The 16,689-nt window shown below is 65.1% G+C and carries 16 protein-coding genes and 1 pseudogene; 5 read left to right on the top strand and 12 right to left on the bottom strand.

Annotation, left to right across the window (positions count from 1 at the left end; translation table 11 throughout):
- The 3 genes and pseudogenes from QM612_RS07610 to prpB form a co-directional block, all read right to left on the bottom strand.
- A pseudogene (locus QM612_RS07610) lies at positions 1-86 on the bottom strand (IS5/IS1182 family transposase); the annotation flags it as partial.
- A 192-nt stretch (positions 87-278) separates the two neighbouring features.
- Complete coding sequence (gene prpC / locus QM612_RS07605; RefSeq protein WP_415253296.1) at positions 279-1,433, bottom strand: 2-methylcitrate synthase; 1,155 nt, start codon at positions 1,431-1,433, stop codon at positions 279-281.
- 19 nt (positions 1,434-1,452) lie between these two features.
- On the bottom strand, positions 1,453-2,337 hold the full coding sequence (gene prpB / locus QM612_RS07600) for a methylisocitrate lyase (protein ID WP_415253295.1): 885 nt from the start codon (positions 2,335-2,337) through the stop codon (positions 1,453-1,455).
- A gap of 95 nt (positions 2,338-2,432) precedes the next feature.
- On the opposite strand from prpB, the gene QM612_RS07595 reads away from it, so the two are divergent.
- Positions 2,433-3,653: a citrate synthase family protein gene (locus QM612_RS07595; RefSeq protein WP_415253294.1), complete on the top strand. Its 1,221-nt coding sequence runs from the start codon at positions 2,433-2,435 to the stop codon at positions 3,651-3,653.
- Positions 3,654-3,707: 54 nt separating this feature from the next.
- On the opposite strand, the gene QM612_RS07590 is transcribed toward QM612_RS07595, so the two are convergent.
- From QM612_RS07590 to QM612_RS07580, 3 genes are all read right to left on the bottom strand, one after another.
- Positions 3,708-4,727: a cupin-like domain-containing protein gene (locus tag QM612_RS07590; protein ID WP_415253293.1), complete on the bottom strand. Its 1,020-nt coding sequence runs from the start codon at positions 4,725-4,727 to the stop codon at positions 3,708-3,710.
- A gap of 119 nt (positions 4,728-4,846) precedes the next feature.
- A complete protein-coding gene (locus QM612_RS07585) occupies positions 4,847-5,830 on the bottom strand; it encodes a malate dehydrogenase (RefSeq protein ID WP_415253292.1) in 984 nt (327 codons plus the stop codon).
- Between the two features lie 120 nt (positions 5,831-5,950).
- The gene (locus QM612_RS07580; protein ID WP_415253291.1) at positions 5,951-7,153 is read right to left on the bottom strand and encodes a pyridoxal phosphate-dependent aminotransferase; all 1,203 of its coding nucleotides are present in this window, start codon (positions 7,151-7,153) and stop codon (positions 5,951-5,953) included.
- A 73-nt stretch (positions 7,154-7,226) separates the two neighbouring features.
- On the opposite strand from QM612_RS07580, the gene QM612_RS07575 reads away from it, so the two are divergent.
- Genes QM612_RS07575 through QM612_RS07565 form a run of 3 tightly spaced genes read left to right on the top strand, consistent with a single transcriptional unit; the run spans position 7,227 to position 9,777 of the window.
- Complete coding sequence (locus QM612_RS07575; RefSeq protein WP_415253290.1) at positions 7,227-8,021, top strand: hypothetical protein; 795 nt, start codon at positions 7,227-7,229, stop codon at positions 8,019-8,021.
- Positions 8,018-9,202 carry a M48 family metalloprotease gene (locus tag QM612_RS07570; protein ID WP_415253289.1) on the top strand — a complete coding sequence of 395 codons (1,185 nt, stop codon included), beginning with the start codon at positions 8,018-8,020 and terminating at the stop codon, positions 9,200-9,202. Before QM612_RS07575 ends, QM612_RS07570 begins: the two co-directional genes overlap by 4 nt.
- Positions 9,199-9,777 carry a hypothetical protein gene (locus QM612_RS07565; RefSeq protein ID WP_415253288.1) on the top strand — a complete coding sequence of 193 codons (579 nt, stop codon included), beginning with the start codon at positions 9,199-9,201 and terminating at the stop codon, positions 9,775-9,777. Before QM612_RS07570 ends, QM612_RS07565 begins: the two co-directional genes overlap by 4 nt.
- 149 nt (positions 9,778-9,926) lie before the next feature.
- On the opposite strand, the gene QM612_RS07560 is transcribed toward QM612_RS07565, so the two are convergent.
- Positions 9,927-10,421 (bottom strand): peptidylprolyl isomerase, encoded by a 495-nt coding sequence (locus QM612_RS07560; protein ID WP_415253287.1) that lies wholly within the window; start codon positions 10,419-10,421, stop codon positions 9,927-9,929.
- A gap of 125 nt (positions 10,422-10,546) precedes the next feature.
- Between QM612_RS07560 and typA the strand changes: the two genes are divergently transcribed.
- Positions 10,547-12,376, top strand: a complete 1,830-nt coding sequence (typA, locus tag QM612_RS07555) for a translational GTPase TypA (protein WP_415253286.1) — start codon at positions 10,547-10,549, stop codon at positions 12,374-12,376.
- 44 nt (positions 12,377-12,420) lie between these two features.
- Here typA and QM612_RS07550 read toward each other — a convergent pair whose 3' ends face one another.
- The 5 genes from QM612_RS07550 to rpsD all read right to left on the bottom strand — a co-directional run.
- Positions 12,421-13,806: a class II 3-deoxy-7-phosphoheptulonate synthase gene (locus tag QM612_RS07550; RefSeq protein WP_415253285.1), complete on the bottom strand. Its 1,386-nt coding sequence runs from the start codon at positions 13,804-13,806 to the stop codon at positions 12,421-12,423.
- Between the two features lie 71 nt (positions 13,807-13,877).
- Positions 13,878-14,396, bottom strand: coding sequence for a disulfide bond formation protein B (locus QM612_RS07545; RefSeq protein WP_415253284.1), 519 nt, complete (start codon positions 14,394-14,396; stop codon positions 13,878-13,880).
- A gap of 102 nt (positions 14,397-14,498) precedes the next feature.
- Positions 14,499-14,873, bottom strand: coding sequence for a 50S ribosomal protein L17 (gene rplQ, locus QM612_RS07540; RefSeq protein WP_415253283.1), 375 nt, complete (start codon positions 14,871-14,873; stop codon positions 14,499-14,501).
- Between the two features lie 266 nt (positions 14,874-15,139).
- A complete protein-coding gene (locus QM612_RS07535) occupies positions 15,140-16,135 on the bottom strand; it encodes a DNA-directed RNA polymerase subunit alpha (RefSeq protein WP_415253282.1) in 996 nt (331 codons plus the stop codon).
- A 51-nt stretch (positions 16,136-16,186) separates the two neighbouring features.
- Positions 16,187-16,689, bottom strand: a 503-nt coding sequence (rpsD, locus tag QM612_RS07530) for a 30S ribosomal protein S4 (RefSeq protein WP_415253281.1), incomplete at its 5' end; no start/stop codon positions are given.

The raw sequence follows: 16,689 nt of genomic DNA, 5'->3' as shown, positions 1-16,689 counted from the left end.
GCAGTCTTCTTGCGGGCACTCTCCAGCAGCGGAAGGATCGTCTCGAACTGCTCGCGGCTGATGTCACTGGGATAGGGATGTCTCATCCCTATAGCATCAGGGATGAGAAAGACTTTGAACAGGCTCTAAAGCCGCGCCGCGCCGAAACAAAAAGGCCGCGTTCACACGCGGCCTTTATTGCTTTGTTGTCATCCCGGCGAAAGCAGGGATCCAGCTTTTCGATACCAAGATCAAGAACTGGATCCCGGCTTTCGCCGGGATGACGAGTCTTGCGTTTTTCAGCGCTGGTCGATGGGCACGAAGGCCTGGTCTTCCGGCCCGGTGTAGTTCGCGCTGGGGCGGATGATCTTGCCGTCAATGCGCTGCTCGATCACATGCGCGCTCCAGCCGCTGGTGCGTGCGATCACGAACAGCGGCGTGAACATCGCGGTGGGCACGCCCATCATGTGGTAGCTGACCGCGCTGAACCAATCGAGGTTCGGGAACATCTTCTTGATGTTCCACATCACCGATTCCAGCCGCTCGGCGATGTCGTACATCTTCATGTTCTGCTGCTCGGCGGAAAGCTGGCGCGCGACATCCTTGATGACCTTGTTGCGCGGGTCGGACACGGTATAGACCGGGTGACCAAAGCCGATCACCACTTCCTTGCGCTCCACGCGGGCCTTGATGTCGGCCTCGGCCTCGTCCGGCGTTTCGTAGCGCTTCTGCACCTCGAACGCGACTTCATTCGCGCCGCCGTGCTTCGGGCCACGCAACGCGCCGATGCCGCCGGCGATGGCGCTGTACATGTCGCTGCCGGTTCCGGCGATCACGCGGCAGGTGAAGGTGGAGGCGTTGAACTCGTGCTCGGCGTACAGGATCAGGCTGGTGTGCATCGCGCGCACCCAGCTTTCCGGCGGCGGCGCGCCGTGCAGCAGGTGCAGGAAGTGGCCGCCGATGCTGTCGTCATCCGTTTCCACGTCAATCGCGCGTCCGTTATGGCTCCAGTGATACCAGTACAGCAGCATCGAACCGAGACAGGCCATCAGCTTGTCGGCGATGTCGCGCGCACCCGGATGGTTGTGGTCGTCCTTTTCAGGCTGAACGCAGCCCAGCACCGAAACGCCGGTGCGCATCACGTCCATCGGGTGCGCGGACGGCGGCAATTCCTCCAGCGCGGCCTTGACCGCCGCCGGGATGCCGCGCAGCGACTTCAGCTTGTTCTTGTAGGCGCGCAGTTCGGCCTTGTTCGGCAACTTGCCGTGTACCAGCAGGTGCGCGATTTCCTCGAACTCGCACACATCGGCAAGATCAAGGATGTCGTAGCCGCGGTAGTGCAGGTCATTGCCGCTGCGGCCCACGGTACACAGCGCGGTGTTGCCGGCGGCGGTGCCGCTGAGCGCGACGGATTTCTTCGGCTTGAAGCCGGTGGCGGGCGTGGTTTCGCTCATGTCTGTTCTCCCGGACTCGTCATTTCTTCTGCGCGAACAGCGCGTCCAGCCGCTGTTCGAAGGCGTGGTAACCGATGCGGTCATACAGTTCCTCGCGGGTCTGCATCGCATCGACGACGGATTTCTGGTGGCCGTCGCGGCGCACGGCGGTGTACACATGTTCCGCCGCCTTGTTGGCGGCGCGGAAGGCCGACAGCGGATACAACTGGATGGCGACGCCGGCGGATGCCAGCTCGTCGCGGGTGAACAACGGGGTCTTGCCGAACTCGGTGATGTTGGCCAGCACCGGCACCTTCACCGCATCGACGAAGCGGCGATAGGTGTCGAGGTCATGCGCCGCTTCGGCGAAGATGCCGTCGGCACCGGCTTCGACGCAGGCAATCGCGCGTTCGATGGCGGCATCGACACCATCGACCTGGATCGCATCGGTGCGCGCAATCAGGAAGAAATCCTTGTCGGTTTTGGCATCGGCAGCCGCCTTCACCCGATCCACCATCTCGCCCTGCGACACGATGTCCTTGCCGGGGCGATGGCCGCAGCGCTTCGCGCCGACCTGATCCTCGATATGGCATGCCGCCGCGCCAGCCTTGATGAGCGACTTGATCGTGCGCTCGATGTTGAACGCCGATGGGCCGAAGCCGGTATCGATATCCACCATCAGCGGCAGGTCGCAGACATCCGTGATGCGGCGGGTGTCGATCAGCACGTCTTCCAGCGTGTTGATGCCCAGATCCGGCAGGCCCAGCGAGCCTGCGGCGACGCCGCCGCCGGACAGATAGATCGCACGAAAGCCCGCGCGCTGCGCGAGCAGGGCGTGATTGGCGTTGATTGCGCCGATCACCTGCAGCGGCGATTCGGCGGCCAGTGCAGCACGGAAGCGTGCGCCTGCGGACGATGGGGTCATGTCGTGCTCCTCGGCAGCGCTGCGTGCCGGATGCCGGCAATCTGGCACCGCGCGCCGCATTGATCAATCTTGATCCTAACGATCAATATATCGACATGGACAACGCCTTCATCGACGCGCGCGAAGCCTGCGCCCTGCTCGGCATCAGCCAGGCCACGCTGTATGCCTACGTGAGCCGTGGACTGGTGGAATCGCGCCCCGGCATCGATCATCGCAGCCGGCTGTACCTGCGCCGGGACGTGGAACGCCTGCTGCAGCGCAAGCGCGCCGGGCGCGGCGCAGCGCGCGGTGCGGCGCAGAGCCTGGATCGCGGCCTGCCGGTGCTGGAAACCAGCATTTCGCTGATCCGGCCCGATGGCCCGTATTACCGGGGGCATGCGGCGATTGCCGCCGCGCGCGACGGCGCGACGCTGGAAGACGCCGCCCGCCTGCTGTGGGACTGCGGCGATGACGATCCCTTCGCCCAGCCCTTTGCCGAACGCTGGCCACAGCGGGTTGCGCACATCGCGCTGGATGCGGACTTGCCGCCGCTGGAACGCAGCATGGCCGCCCTGCCCCTGCTGGCGCTGGATGTACCGCGCTCGTTCCATGCCGCCGCGCCCGTGCGGCATGCCATCGCCGCCGGCCTGCTGCGCCACAACGCCGCGCTGCTGGTGGCACGCCAGCCATCTGCCGGGCCGGTGCATCGGTTGCTGGCCGATGGCTGGAAACCCGGCGCACGCGGCTTCGCGGAACTGGTGCGGCTCACGCTTGTCACCACCGCCGATCACGAACTGAATGTGTCCGCCTTCGCCGCGCGGGTGGTTGCCTCCACCGGCGCGCACCTGCACGCCACCGCCTGCAGCGGGCTGGCCGCGCTGTCCGGCCCGCGCCACGGTGGTGCCACCGCGCGCGCCTTCGCCCTGATCGAGGACGCCATCGCAGCCGATCCGCGCGCATGGATCGTGGCCCGCCGCGAACGCGGCGACGATCTTCCCGGTTTCGGCCATGCGCTGTATCCGCAGGGTGACCCACGCGCCGCCGCGATCCTGTCGCAGCTTGCTGCGTCGCGCCCGCATGCCGCCACGATGAAGCGCCTGCACAGCCTGCTCAACGCCGCCGAAGACGTGGCCGGACTGCGCCCGAACGTGGATTTCGCACTCGCCGCCATCGCGCATGCGCATGGCCTACCGCCGGCTACTGCGCTGGTGCTGTTCGCCGCCGGACGGTTGACCGGCTGGCTGGCGCATGCGCTGGAACAGCAGGCACGCGGCAGCCTGATCCGCCCGCGCGCGCGCTACGTGGGCGCACCTGCCGATAACGCGGCGTCGCAATAACTGCATCGAATCAAGCCGGCAAACGAAAACACCGGGCTGTCGAAACAGCCCAGGCTACGCGCCCGGCTTCACGCGTGCGCGCAGGCGGGCGATGCCTTCGGCATCGGGCGCATCCAGCACGCCACGGCGCGGCTTGGGGATATGCGCCGCCGGGTCTTCATCGCCAAACACATAGTGGTCGAACAAGGCACGCCAGCCTTGCCGCTCGGCGGCAGGCAGCGCCGCGAATGCCAGCCGCGCATGCAGCAGCGCTTCCATCCCGGACGCGGGCGGCAACCCGTCGGCCAGCAGCGGCGACCACCAGTAATTCACCAACGCATTGAGCGATTCCAGTGATTCCACCTGATGCCACCACAGCGGCGGCAGGTACAGGGCATCGCCCGGTTCGAGTTCGGCAATCTGCGCGTGGGCCAGCGCCTCACGCAGGCGCGGGAAGCGTTCGAAATCCGGCGCGTCCGGGCGCGCCATCGTGATTGCGGCGCCGGTTGGCGCGAAATCCAGCGGGCCGATATAGAGGTTGGCGACCTGCTCCACCGGGAACAGGGTGAAACGGCGGCGTCCACAAATTGAAACCGCAATGTTCTGCGACGCATCGAAATGCGCGGGCGTGGTGACCTTGTTTCCCACCCACAGGCGCGGCTGCACCGATGCAGGCAGGCACTGCATCGCATGCGCAGACGCAAAGCCCGGCGCGCAATCGGCAAGCAACGCACTTTGCAGCGCAAGACCGGGCACCTCATCCGCAACGCGGCTGTACGCCGCAAGCCGCGTCAATGCCTCGGTCAGGCTGACCTTGAAATGGCGATAGTTGAAGCCGTCGAGCGCGGCGTTGTAGCCCACCGCGCCGCCGGCCTCCGGCGGCATGTGCAGCACGTCCACCGGCACGCCGCTGTCCAGCGCCACCAATGCCTGTGCGAAGTCACTGAAGGAACGCTGCGCCGCCCGCACCAGCGGCCAGTCGCGGCACAGACCGCGAATGACCAGCGGCTTGCCCATCGCAACGGCTTCGTCCAATGCGAATGCGCGCGCATCGACAGGCTGACCGTTGGCGTATTCGTCAATGCGTGCGCTCATGCGATGGCGGCGGGAAGCGGTGGTTGCGCGCAAGTGTGCGGCCACGCCTGCGCCAGTGGAAGCACAAACGAAAACGCCGGGCATTGCCCGGCGTTTCGTCGATCCGATGCAGCAGCAAATCAGAGCAGATGGGCAACGCCCGCGCGCTCTTCTTCCAGTTCGGCCAGGGTCTTGTCCATCGCGGCGCGGCTGAAGTCATCGATCGGCAGGCCTTCAACGCGGGTGTATTCGCCGTTTTCGCAGGTCACCGGCACGCCATACATCACGGTTTCCGGGATGCCGTAGCTGCCGTCGGACGGCACGCCCATCGTCACCCACTTGCCACCCGTGCCCAGCGCCCAGTCGCGCATGTGATCGATGGCGGCGTTGGCGGCGGATGCGGCGGAGGACAGGCCGCGCGCTTCGATGATCGCCGCGCCGCGCTTGCCCACGGTGGGGATGAAGGTGTTGGCGTTCCAGTCGGCATCGCCGATCTTGTCCTTCAGCGACGCGCCGCCGACGGTGGCGAAGCGGTAATCCGGATACATGGTCGGGCTGTGGTTGCCCCACACGACGAGCTTCTCGATGTCGGCCACGGCCACGCCGGCCTTGCTGGCAAGCTGCGACAGCGCGCGGTTGTGGTCCAGGCGCAGCATCGCGGTGAAGTTCTTCGCCGGCAGATCGGGCGCGGACTTCATCGCGATGTAGGCATTGGTATTGGCCGGGTTGCCGACCACCAGCACCTTGACGTTGCGCGAAGCAACCTTGTTCAGCGCGGCACCCTGCGCGGTGAAGATCTTGGCGTTTTCCAGCAGCAGATCCTTGCGCTCCATGCCGGGGCCACGCGGACGCGCACCGACCAGCAGGGCGTAGTCGGCATCCTTGAATGCGACTTCCGGATCATCGGTGCCAACCATGCCGGCCAGCAGCGGGAAGGCGCAGTCTTCCAGTTCCATCATCACGCCCTTCAGCGCGGCCTGTGCCTTGTCCAGCGGCAGTTCCAGCATTTGCAGGATGACCGGCTGATCCTTGCCCAGCATTTCACCGGAAGCGATGCGGAACAGCAGGGCGTAACCGATCTGGCCGGCAGCGCCGGTAACGGCAACTCGAACGGGGGCTTTCATTGCGACAACTCCTCTCGACGATTCTCGTGATCGTCATTCCGGCGAACGCCGGAATCCAGCTTCTGATATCGAAATCAAAGGCTGGATGCCGGCTTTCGCCGGCATGACGGCTGCATGTAATTACGCCAATTCGGCGAAGAACTCCTGGATGCGCTTCAGCCCCGGTGCCAACTGCGGCGTCGGGCAGGTGTAGCTGATGCGCAGCGCGCGCGGCTCGCCGAAGGCAGAACCCGGCACACAGGCCACGCCCTTCGCCTCCAGCAGCGCATTGCAGAAGTCCACGTCGTTCTCGATCTTCACGCCGTTGTGCGACTTGCCGAACGCGCAGCTGATGTCCGGGAACACGTAGAACGCACCCTGCGGACGCGGGCAGACCACGCCGGGGATCGCGTTCATCGCCGCCATCACTTCATCGCGCTTGGCCTGGAACTCCGCGCACTTCTGCGTGGGCACGTCCTGCGGGCCGGTCAGCGCGGCAACCGCAGCGGCGGTGACGATTTCCGGGATGTTGGTGATGTGGTTGGAATTGAGCGTGGTGACGGCCTTGGCCACCGACTCCGGCCCGGCCATGAACCCGACGCGCCAACCCGGCATGCCATAAGTCTTGGACAGCGAATCGACGAAGATCGTGCGTTCGCGCAGTTCCGGACGAATCTGCACGACGTTCACGTATTCCAGCCCGTCGAACAACATCTTGTTGTAGATGTCGTCGGCGATGATCCATGTTTCCGGATGCTTCACCAGCACGTCGGCCAGCGCGACGATTTCATCGCGCGTATAGACCATGCCGGTCGGGTTGGACGGATTGTTGAACAGCAGCACCTTCGGCTTGTGCGTAGTCAACGCCGCGTCCAGTTGCGCCGGGGTCAGCTTGTAGTCCTGCGATGCCGGGCACGGCAGTTCCACCGCCTTCGCGTTGACGATGTCGGCGATGTCCAGATACGTCGTCCAGAACGGTGCCGGGAAGGCGATCACGTCGCCCTCGTCCAGCAGCGCTTCGGCCAGGTTGTAGAGGATGTGCTTGGCACCGATGCCGGTGGCGCAGTTGGTGCGGCCATAGCCGGTCAGGCCCAGCGTGCCCATGTGGGCGATGAAGGCGTCCAGCAGGGCATCCGTGCCGCGATTGCTGCCATACTGCCCACTGTCCTTCTCCAGCGCTTCACGCGCAGCGGCATACACGTGTTCGCCGGGGAGGAAGTTGGGAACGCCGATCGAGAAACTGATGATGTCGCGGCCTTCGGCCTTCAGGCGCTTGGCTTTTTCTGCCACCGCCATGATGGCGCTGGGCTTGGCGCGGCTCATGCGCCGGGCGAGTTGAGGCATCGTGGGGGACCTCGGGACAGGGCCGCGTGAGCGGCGATTGACGTTGATATTTCGACGTGGGGAAAGCCTTCCAATGCTAGCACAGCCGCCAGTCTCAACCTGCCATCCCCATGCCTCGCGCCGCTGCCTGCGCTGGCTGCATGCCCTGCTCCTGCTGGGCGCGCTGGCACTGCTTTCCGGCTGTGCCTCCACCAGCGTGCGCACCGCCAAGGACACCTCCGGCAAGCCGCTGGCGCTGAGCGGCCGCGTAGTGCTGATCGAGCCCGACATCGAACTGTCCGAACTCAGCGCAGGCGGCATGGCCGAACCGCGCAAGGAATGGACGAACACCGCCCGCCTGCTCTACCCGCAGGCCGCGCGCGAAGCGCTGGCCCGGCAGGGCATCGAGATGACGCCAGACCTCGTCCTGCCCGCCGATGCCGGCCCGGACAACCGACTGCGCCAGCTCAGCCTGCTCAGTCAGGCGGTGTCGATGAGCATCCTGCAATACAGCCGCAACTCCGGCACCGGCCCGCTGCGCAACAAGCGCGGCAAGTTCGACTGGAGCCTTGGCCCCGGCGTGCAGGAACTGCACAAGGCCACCGGCGCGGACTACGGCCTGTTTACCTATGTGCGCGACAGCTATGCCACCGGCGGGCGCACCGCGATGCGCGTGGTCGGCTTCCTGCTGCTGGGCGGCGACATCGGCGGCGGCATGCAGGTCGGCATTGCCTCGCTCGTCGATCTGCGCACCGGGCAGGTGGTCTGGCACAACCTGCTGGTGGATCAAACCGGCGATCTGCGCAACCTCGCCGGTGCGCGCGAGACCGCCGACGACCTGCTGAAAGGCGTGCGTGGCGCGGCCCCGCCGCCGAAGGAGGGCAAATGACCGCGCGCCTGCTGATCGCCGCATGGCTGGCGGCGCTGCTGGCCGGTTGCGCGTCCAGCGCACCGCTGCGCGACAACGCGCCCGGCACCGCGCCGGTTGCCGGCAGCGACGAGTCCGAACTCTGGTACGCGATGGAACGCGCCGAGACCGAGCTCAAGCGCTCGCCGCTGCTGGTGCGCGATCCTGCACTCAACGAATACGTGCGCGGCGTGGCCTGCAAAGCCGCCGGCAAGCACTGCCAGGACTTGCGCGTCTATGTGATGGACGTGCCGCAGTTCAACGCCAGCATGGCACCGAACGGGATGATGCTGGTCTGGACCGGCGCCCTGCTGCGCATGCGCAACGAAGCCGAACTCGCCTTCGTGCTGGGCCACGAAGCCGGCCACTACACCGCCCAGCATTCGATCCGGCAATGGCGGCGGATGAAGGACGCCAGCGCCGCACTCGGCGCATTCCAGATACTGGCCTATGGCGTCGGCGCAGGCGGCATCGCCCAGCTCGGCACGCTGGCCGGCTATGCGGCCATCTTCAAGTATTCGCGTGACATGGAGCGCGAAGCCGACCGCCTCGGCTTCGGCAGCGTGGTCGAACAGGGCTGGGATCCCAACGCCGGTGCCGACGTGTGGGCGCGGATGTGGCGCGAGGAACAGACCCGCAAGTACGACCGTCCTGCGCAGGTGTTCTCCACCCACCCGGCCTCGCAGGAACGCCTGAACGACATCAAGGAACGCGCCGCCACCATCGCCAACCCGCCCACCGAACACGGGCGCGAGCGCCATCTGGCCGCAATCCGCCCGTTCCTGGCTTCGATGCTGGATGCGGAACTTGCCCAGCGCCGCTATGCCGGTTCCATCCTCGTCATCGGCGAACTGCTGCAGGACGCGCCCGCGCAGGACAAGAGCCTGCTGACCTTCTATCTGGGCGAAGCCTATCGCCGACGCGGCCTTGGCGATGACAAGGCGAAGGCGGCGACGTACTACGCGCAGGCCATCGCCCTGCCCGGCGCGCCGGCGGCGGCATGGCGTGAACACGGCTTCGTCCGCCGCAGCGCGCACGATGCCGCAGGCGCACGCGACGCATTGCAACGCTATCTGCGCGAAGCACCCGATGCGCAGGACCGCGCCTTCGTGCAACGTGAACTCGACAAACTTTCCTCGGCAACTCCGGGAGGCACGCCATGAATCCGATGCGCTGGGCAGTCCTCGCCCTGCTCACCTGCCTGCTTGCGGCCTGCGCCGCCGGTGGCCCGCTGGTCAAACCGGGACGCACCACCGCCGGCAGCGACCTCAGCATCGAAGCCGGCATGGAATGGACGCGGATGGGCGGCACCCGCGAACAGTTGTGGACCATCGACGGCCCGCTGCTCAACAGCCTGTACCTGATTCCCACCGTGCGCGAACGCGAGTTCGTCTTCCTCGGCCAGCGCCAGACCAAGCGCCGCCCGGATGGCGCGTTCTACCACCGAGGCATGCGTGCGGACGAATTGCGCGACCTGATCGCCGACGGCATGCGCGCCATCGGCGCGGTGAACATCGAAACCCTCAACCTGCGCCCGGTGGATTTCGGTGGACGCGAAGGCCTGCGCTTCGAAATGACGATGGACAACGAGGCCGGCCTGAAATACCGCGCGATGGCAGCGGCCTTCGAACACGAAAAAGGCCTTGCGCTTGCACTGTTCTACGCCCCCGCCGAGTACTACTACCCGCGCGACGAGGCCAAGGTCAGCGCGATGCTGGATACGTTGCGCTGGAAGTAAATCGCCAAGCGCCCCTCACCCGCCTTCGGCACCCTCTCCCCGCAAGCGTGGAGAGGGAAAATCAACAGCGAATCCCGTTCCGCCTGCTATCGCATTTCCTTCTCCCCGTCCACGGGGAGAAGGTGCCGAAGGCGGATGAGGGGCTGGCGTCAGGCCGCCAGCACCTTGTTCCACTCCGCCACGCGGTCGGCCTTCGCGGCCAATGCGGCGTCGGCGTCGCCTTCGATCTTCACCGACTTGATCGCGTCGCCCTGCTTCACCGCATCCACCACGTCCAGCCCTTCGATCACCTTGCCGAACACGGTGTGCTTGCCGTCCAGCCAGCCGCACGGAACGTGGGTGATGAAGAACTGGCTGCCATTGGTGTTCGGGCCGGCATTGGCCATCGACAGCACGCCGCGCTCGTGGCGCAGGCCGTTGCCGGTCTCGTCCTCGAAGCGGTAACCGGGGCCGCCGCGACCGGAACCTTCCGGGCAGCCGCCCTGGATCATGAAATCGGGGATCACGCGATGGAAGTTCAGGCCATCGTAGAAACCGCGCTTCGCCAGGTTGACGAAGTTGGCCACGGTCAGCGGGGCCTTGTCAGCGGCCAGCTCGATCTTGATGGTGCCGCGGTCGGTGTCGAAATTGGCGATCAGGCTCATTTGTTCATCTCCGGACGCCCGGACGGGCGCATGAACCCGATATAATAGCCGGCTTCCCTTCCTTGTCCCCTGCGCGCCCTGCCAGCCGTTCTGGTAGCCGGTGCGGTTTCCACGAGCCTTCCCGAATGTCCGTTGAACGCCTCCGCAATATCGCCATCGTCGCCCACGTTGACCATGGCAAGACCACCCTCGTCGATCAGCTGCTGAAGCAGTCCGGCACCCTGAACGAACGCACCGTGCTGGCCGAGCGCGTGATGGACAGCAACGATCAGGAAAAGGAACGCGGCATCACCATCCTTGCCAAGAACACCGCCATCACCTGGCAGGGCAACCGCATCAACATCGTTGACACTCCCGGCCACGCCGACTTCGGCGGCGAGGTGGAGCGCGTGCTGTCGATGGTGGATTCCGTGCTGATCCTGGTCGATGCGATGGACGGCCCGATGCCGCAGACCCGCTTCGTCACGCAGAAGGCATTTGCGATGGGCTTCCGCCCGATCGTGGTGGTCAACAAGATCGACCGCCCCGGCGCACGCCCGGACTGGGTGATCGATCAGGTGTTCGACCTGTTCGACAAGCTCGGCGCGACCAACGAGCAGCTCGACTTCCCCATCGTGTATGCCTCCGCCCTGCACGGCTTCGCCAGCCTGGACGACAGCGTGCGCGAAGGCGACATGACCCCGCTGTACGAAGCGATCATGCAGCACGTCCCGGCCCCGCCGGTGGCTACCGATGGCCCGTTCCAGATGCGCATCAGCCAGCTGGACTACAACAACTTCGTCGGCGTGATCGGCATCGGCCGCATCCAGCGCGGCACGTTGAAGAAGAACATGCCGGTCACCGTCATTGATCGCGAAGGCAAGAAGCGCCAGGGCAAGGTGCTGCAGGTGCTGGGCTTCATGGGCCTTGAGCGCATCGAGCAGGACAGTGCGGAAGCCGGCGACATCGTCGCCATTTCCGGCATCGCCGATCTCACCATTTCCGACACCATCTGCGCGGTCGAAGCACCGGAAGCGCTGCCGCCGCTGACCGTGGATGAGCCGACGATCAGCATGACCTTCCAGGTCAACAACTCGCCGTTTGCCGGCAACAAGGACCTGTCCGGCGGCAAGTTCCTGACCAGCCGCCAGATCAAGGACCGGCTGGAGCGCGAAACCGTCCACAACGTCGCACTGAAGGTCGAGCAACTGGAAGACGCCGACAAGTTCCTCGTGTCCGGTCGCGGCGAGCTGCACCTGTCGGTGCTGATCGAAAACATGCGCCGCGAAGGCTTCGAGCTGGCGGTATCGCGCCCCGAAGTCATCATCAAGGAAATCGACGGCCAGTTGATGGAGCCCATCGAGCAACTGGTGGTCGATGTCGAGGAACAGCACCAGGGCGGCGTGATGGAGAAGCTGGGCACGCGCAAGGGCCAGCTCAAGAACATGGAATCCGACGGCAAGGGCCGCGTGCGCCTGGACTATGAAATCCCGGCGCGTGGGTTGATCGGTTTCCAGAACGAGTTCAAGACGCTCACGCAGGGCTCGGGCCTGCTGTTCCATGTGTTCGACCACTACGGCCCGAAGGAAACCGGCCCGATTGCCAAGCGCCTCAACGGCGTGATGATCGCCAACGCCGCAGGCGCAACGCCGGCCTATGCGCTGGGCCCGCTGCAGGAACGCGGCAAGCTGTTCGCCGCCGAAGGCGACAATGTGTATGAAGGCCAGCTGGTCGGCATCCACAGCAAGGACAATGACCTGACCGTCAACGCGATCAAGACCAAGCCGCTGACCAACATGCGCGCCTCCGGCAAGGATGACGCCATCCAGCTCACGCCGGCGATCAAGTTCTCGCTGGAACAGGCGCTGGACTTCATCGACGACGACGAGCTGGTCGAAATCACGCCGAAGGAAATCCGCCTGCGCAAGAAGCTGCTGACCGAAAGCGACCGCAAGCGCGCCAGCCGCACGGCCTGACCGCTTGATCCTGCCTGCCGCGCAAGACGCGGCAGGCTTCCCCGTCAAGCGGCAGTCACGGCCCCGCGCTTGCGCACGATCAGCATCGCGATTTCCAGCGACTGCTCGTAGTTCAGGCGCGGATCGACGGTGGTGCGGTAGGCGCGTTGCAGGTCGATCTCGGTGAGGTCGCGCGCGCCGCCCATGCATTCGGTGACGTTCTCGCCGGTCAGTTCCAGATGCACGCCGCCAAGGCAGGTGCCCGCCGCCTGATGCAGGTCGAAGGCCTGCTCGATCTCGCTGCGGATGTTCTCGAACTTGCGCGTCTTGTAGCCGTTGCTGGTGGATTCGGTATTGCCGTGCATGGCATCGCAGATCCACAGCACGCGACGGCCTTCGCGCTTCACCGCGTCCAGCAGCTTCGGCAGTTTCTCCGCGATATGCGCCGCGCCCATGCGATGGATCAGGCCAAGCCGGCCCGGCTCGTCATCGGGATTCAGCACGTCGATCAGGCGCAGCAGTTCATCCGGCGTCACCGACGGCCCCACCTTCACCGCAACCGGGTTACGGATGCCACGGAAGTATTCGGTATGCGCGCCATCCAGTGCAGCGGTGCGCATGCCGATCCACGGGAAATGGGTGCTCAGGTTGAACCAGCCATCCGCGCGCGGCACCTTGCGGGTCTGCGCTTCCTCGTAGGGCAGCAGCAGCGCTTCGTGCGAAGTGAAGAAATCAACGCGGTTCAGGCTGTGCATCTGCCGGCCCGCCAGCGTTTCCATGAAGCGCACGGCATCGCCGATGCTGGCGACCATCTTCTGGTACTCGCCAGCCAGCGGTGATTGTTCGACCCAGCCCAGCCCCCAGTATTCGGGATGATGCAGGTCGGCGAAACCACCATCGATCAGCGAACGCACGAAGTTCATCGTCATCGCCGAACGCGCATGCCCCTTTATCATCCTGCGCGGATCGGGCACGCGCGCTTCGGCGGTGAACTCCGGGCCATTGACGATGTCACCGCGATAGCTCGGCAGCGTCACGTCACCGCGCGTTTCATTGTCGGCCGAACGCGGCTTGGCGTACTGGCCAGCGAAGCGGCCCACGCGCACCACCGGCAGCTTCAGCCCGTGTACCAGCACCAGGCTCATCTGCAGCAGCACTTTCAGGCGATTGGAAATGACCTCCGAATTGCATTCGGCGAAGGTCTCGGCGCAATCGCCACCCTGCAGCAGGAAACGCCTGCCCTCTTGCGCCTCGGCCAGTTGCTGCTTGAGCGACAGGATTTCGCGCGAGGTCACCAACGGCGGCAGCGAGCGCAATTCATCCTGCGCCAAGGCAAGTGCGGCGGCGTCCGGATAGGTCGGCATCTGCAAGGCGGGCTTGTCGCGCCAACTCTCCGGCGTCCATGCGCCGGATGGAATGCGGGCGGGAGCGATTGCAGGCACTGCGGACATGATCGGAACCAATGGTAATGAGGCGGGTTGCTGCGTCGCATCATCCCGCCGCAACGCGATGCCCGCAACCGTTACCGGTGGAACCGATGCTTCTGGCGACGTTTGAAACCGGCATACAGCGCGCCCAGGCCCAGCGCGACAAACCAGATCAGGCACCACATCGGCATGCTCAGTCCGAGGAATTGCCAGTCGATGTTGCTGCAATCACCGGTGGCCTGCAGCACCTTGCGCGCCGCACCCAGCCAGGAATGCTGCTCGACCATGAAGTTCCAATTCGGCGAGCAAGTCGGCAATTCCGGCGGGTGCAATTGCACCCATGCATGTCGCCCGGAATAGCTGGCACCGAAAGCGGCAGCCACCAGCGCAAGCAAACTCCACGCCTTGCGCGCACCGGTCGAACGCGGCGCATGCAGCCCGCCAAGCAGGAACACGATGCCCAGCGCGGCAAAGCCGATACGCTGGAAGATGCAGAACGGACATGGCTGGATGCCCAGCCTGAATTGCACGTAGAAGGCGTATCCCAGCAGCGATGCGCAAATGACGAAACCCAGCAGGAACTGGTTGCGAAACGTCCAGCGGAACGGATTCATGCGTGCGCCTTCATGTGATGCTTCGATTATGGCGCACTGACCCGGAAAACGAAAAACCCCGGTTGCCCGGGGTTTTTCAGCATGCCTGCAGTGCGCGCCGGATTACTCGGCGGACGCCTGCGGGCGATCGACCAGTTCGACGTAGGCCATCGGCGCATTGTCGCCAGCGCGGAAACCGCACTTCAGGATGCGCAGGTAGCCGCCCGGACGCTGCGCGTAGCGCGGGCCCAGCACGGTGAACAGGGTGCCCACTGCTTCCTTGTCGCGCAGGCGCGCGAATGCAAGGCGGCGGTTGGCAACGCCGTCGGTCTTGGCCAGCGTAATCAGCGGCTCGGCGACGCGGCGCAGTTCCTTGGCCTTCGGCAGGGTGGTGCGGATGAGTTCGTGCTTGAACAGCGAAGCCGCCATGTTCTGGAACATCGCGCCACGATGGGCGCTGGTGCGGTTGAACTTGCGGCCGGATTTCTGGTGACGCATGGGAAAGATTCCTTACAAAGAATGTTGTGTCGTTGGATTTCGCTGTCGCCATCCTGGCGTTGGCTCGTTGTTCTGAGCGGGTGGACTGCGGTTGGCCCGTGCCGGCGTCCCTTGCCGGTCATGCCGCGAACTTCAAGTTCGTCGGCTAATTCAAGCCCTCCCCTTCAAGGGGAGGGTTGGGTGGGGATGGGGTTCAAGCGCCGCCGTTACGGACAACACCATCCCCATCCCGGCCTTCCCCTTGAAGGGGAAGGAGTAGAACAGTCTTAACCCAGCATCCCGTGGGATGCGGCACCTGCCGGCGGCCAGTTCTCGAGCTTCATGCCGAGCGACAGGCCACGCTGCGCGAGGACTTCCTTGATCTCGGTGAGCGACTTCTTGCCGAGGTTCGGGGTCTTGAGCAGTTCCACTTCGGTCTTCTGGATCAGGTCGCCGATGTAGTAGATGCTCTCGGCCTTCAGGCAGTTGGCCGAACGCACGGTCAGTTCCAGATCGTCGATCGGACGCAGCAGCACCGGATCCACGCCGCTGGCAGCCTGCTTCGGCGCACCACGGTCGCGGTGGGTGAAGTCACCGAACACCGACAGCTGATCGCTGAGGATGTCGGCGGCGGTGCGCACGGCTTCCTCGGCATCGATGGTGCCGTTGGTTTCGATATCCAGCACCAGCTTGTCCAGGTCGGTACGCTGCTCGACGCGCGCGGCTTCCACCGCGTAGGCAACGCGGCGCACCGGCGAGAACGAGGCGTCCAGCATCAGGCGACCGATGGTGCGGGTCTCTTCATCCGGACGACGACGCGCAGCAGCCGGCTGGTAGCCGAAGCCACGGCTGATGGTGAGGCGCATGTTCAGCGCCACGTCCTTGGTCAGGTTGGCGATCACGTGGTCGGGGTTCAGCACCTCGACGTTGTGGCTGGTCTTGATGTCGCCAGCGGTGACGATGCCCGGGCCCTGCTTCTTCAGTTCCAGGGTATCGCTGTCGCCGTTGTGCATGCGGATGGCGACATCCTTCAGGTTCAGCAGGACTTCGAGCACGTCCTCCTGCAGGCCTTCGACCGTGGTGTACTCGTGCAGCACGCCGTCGATCTCGACTTCGGTAATCGCGAAGCCGGGGATGGACGACAGCAGCACGCGGCGCAACGCATTGCCAAGCGTATGACCGTAGCCACGTTCCAGCGGTTCGATGACCACCTTGGCACGGTTTCCGGTGCGCTCGATCTGCGGGCTGCGGGGGCGCAGCACTTGCTGAGAAATACCCGTCATGTTGCGTTGTCTCCTGCGGGCCTGCGCATGGCGCAGGCCAATGGCAATGGCTTACTTCGAGTACAGCTCGACGATCAGCGCTTCGTTGATGTCGCTGGGCAGGTCGGCGCGGTCCGGCACGGCCTTGAACACGCCGGCGAACTTGCCCGAATCAACCTCGACCCACGACGGCGGCAGGTTCATCTGCTCGGAAACCGTCAGCGACTCCTTCACGCGCATCTGCCGCGAAGCCTTCTCGGACAGGGCAATCGCGTCGCCCGCCTTGACCGCATAGGACGGCAGGTTGACCGGCTTGCCGTTCACGGTCACGCCGCGATGGCTGACCAGCTGGCGCGCGGCCGGACGGGTCACGGCAAAGCCCATGCGATAGACGACATTGTCCAGACGGGTCTCCAGCAGTTGCAGGAGGTTCTCGCCGGTGTTGCCCTTCTTGGTCGCGGCCTTCTTGTAGTAGTTGCGGAACTGGCGCTCCAGCAGGCCGTAGATACGCTTGACCTTCTGCTTCTCGCGCAGCTGGGTGGCGTAGTCGGACAGCTTGCCCTTGCGGGCGTTGG

Source organism: Thermomonas sp. (assembly GCF_047606765.1).
In the GTDB taxonomy this organism is placed as follows: Bacteria; Pseudomonadota; Gammaproteobacteria; order Xanthomonadales; family Xanthomonadaceae; genus Thermomonas.
The sequence above is the reverse complement of the archived record's forward strand: the minus strand, read 5'-3'. Positions and strand labels throughout refer to the sequence as shown.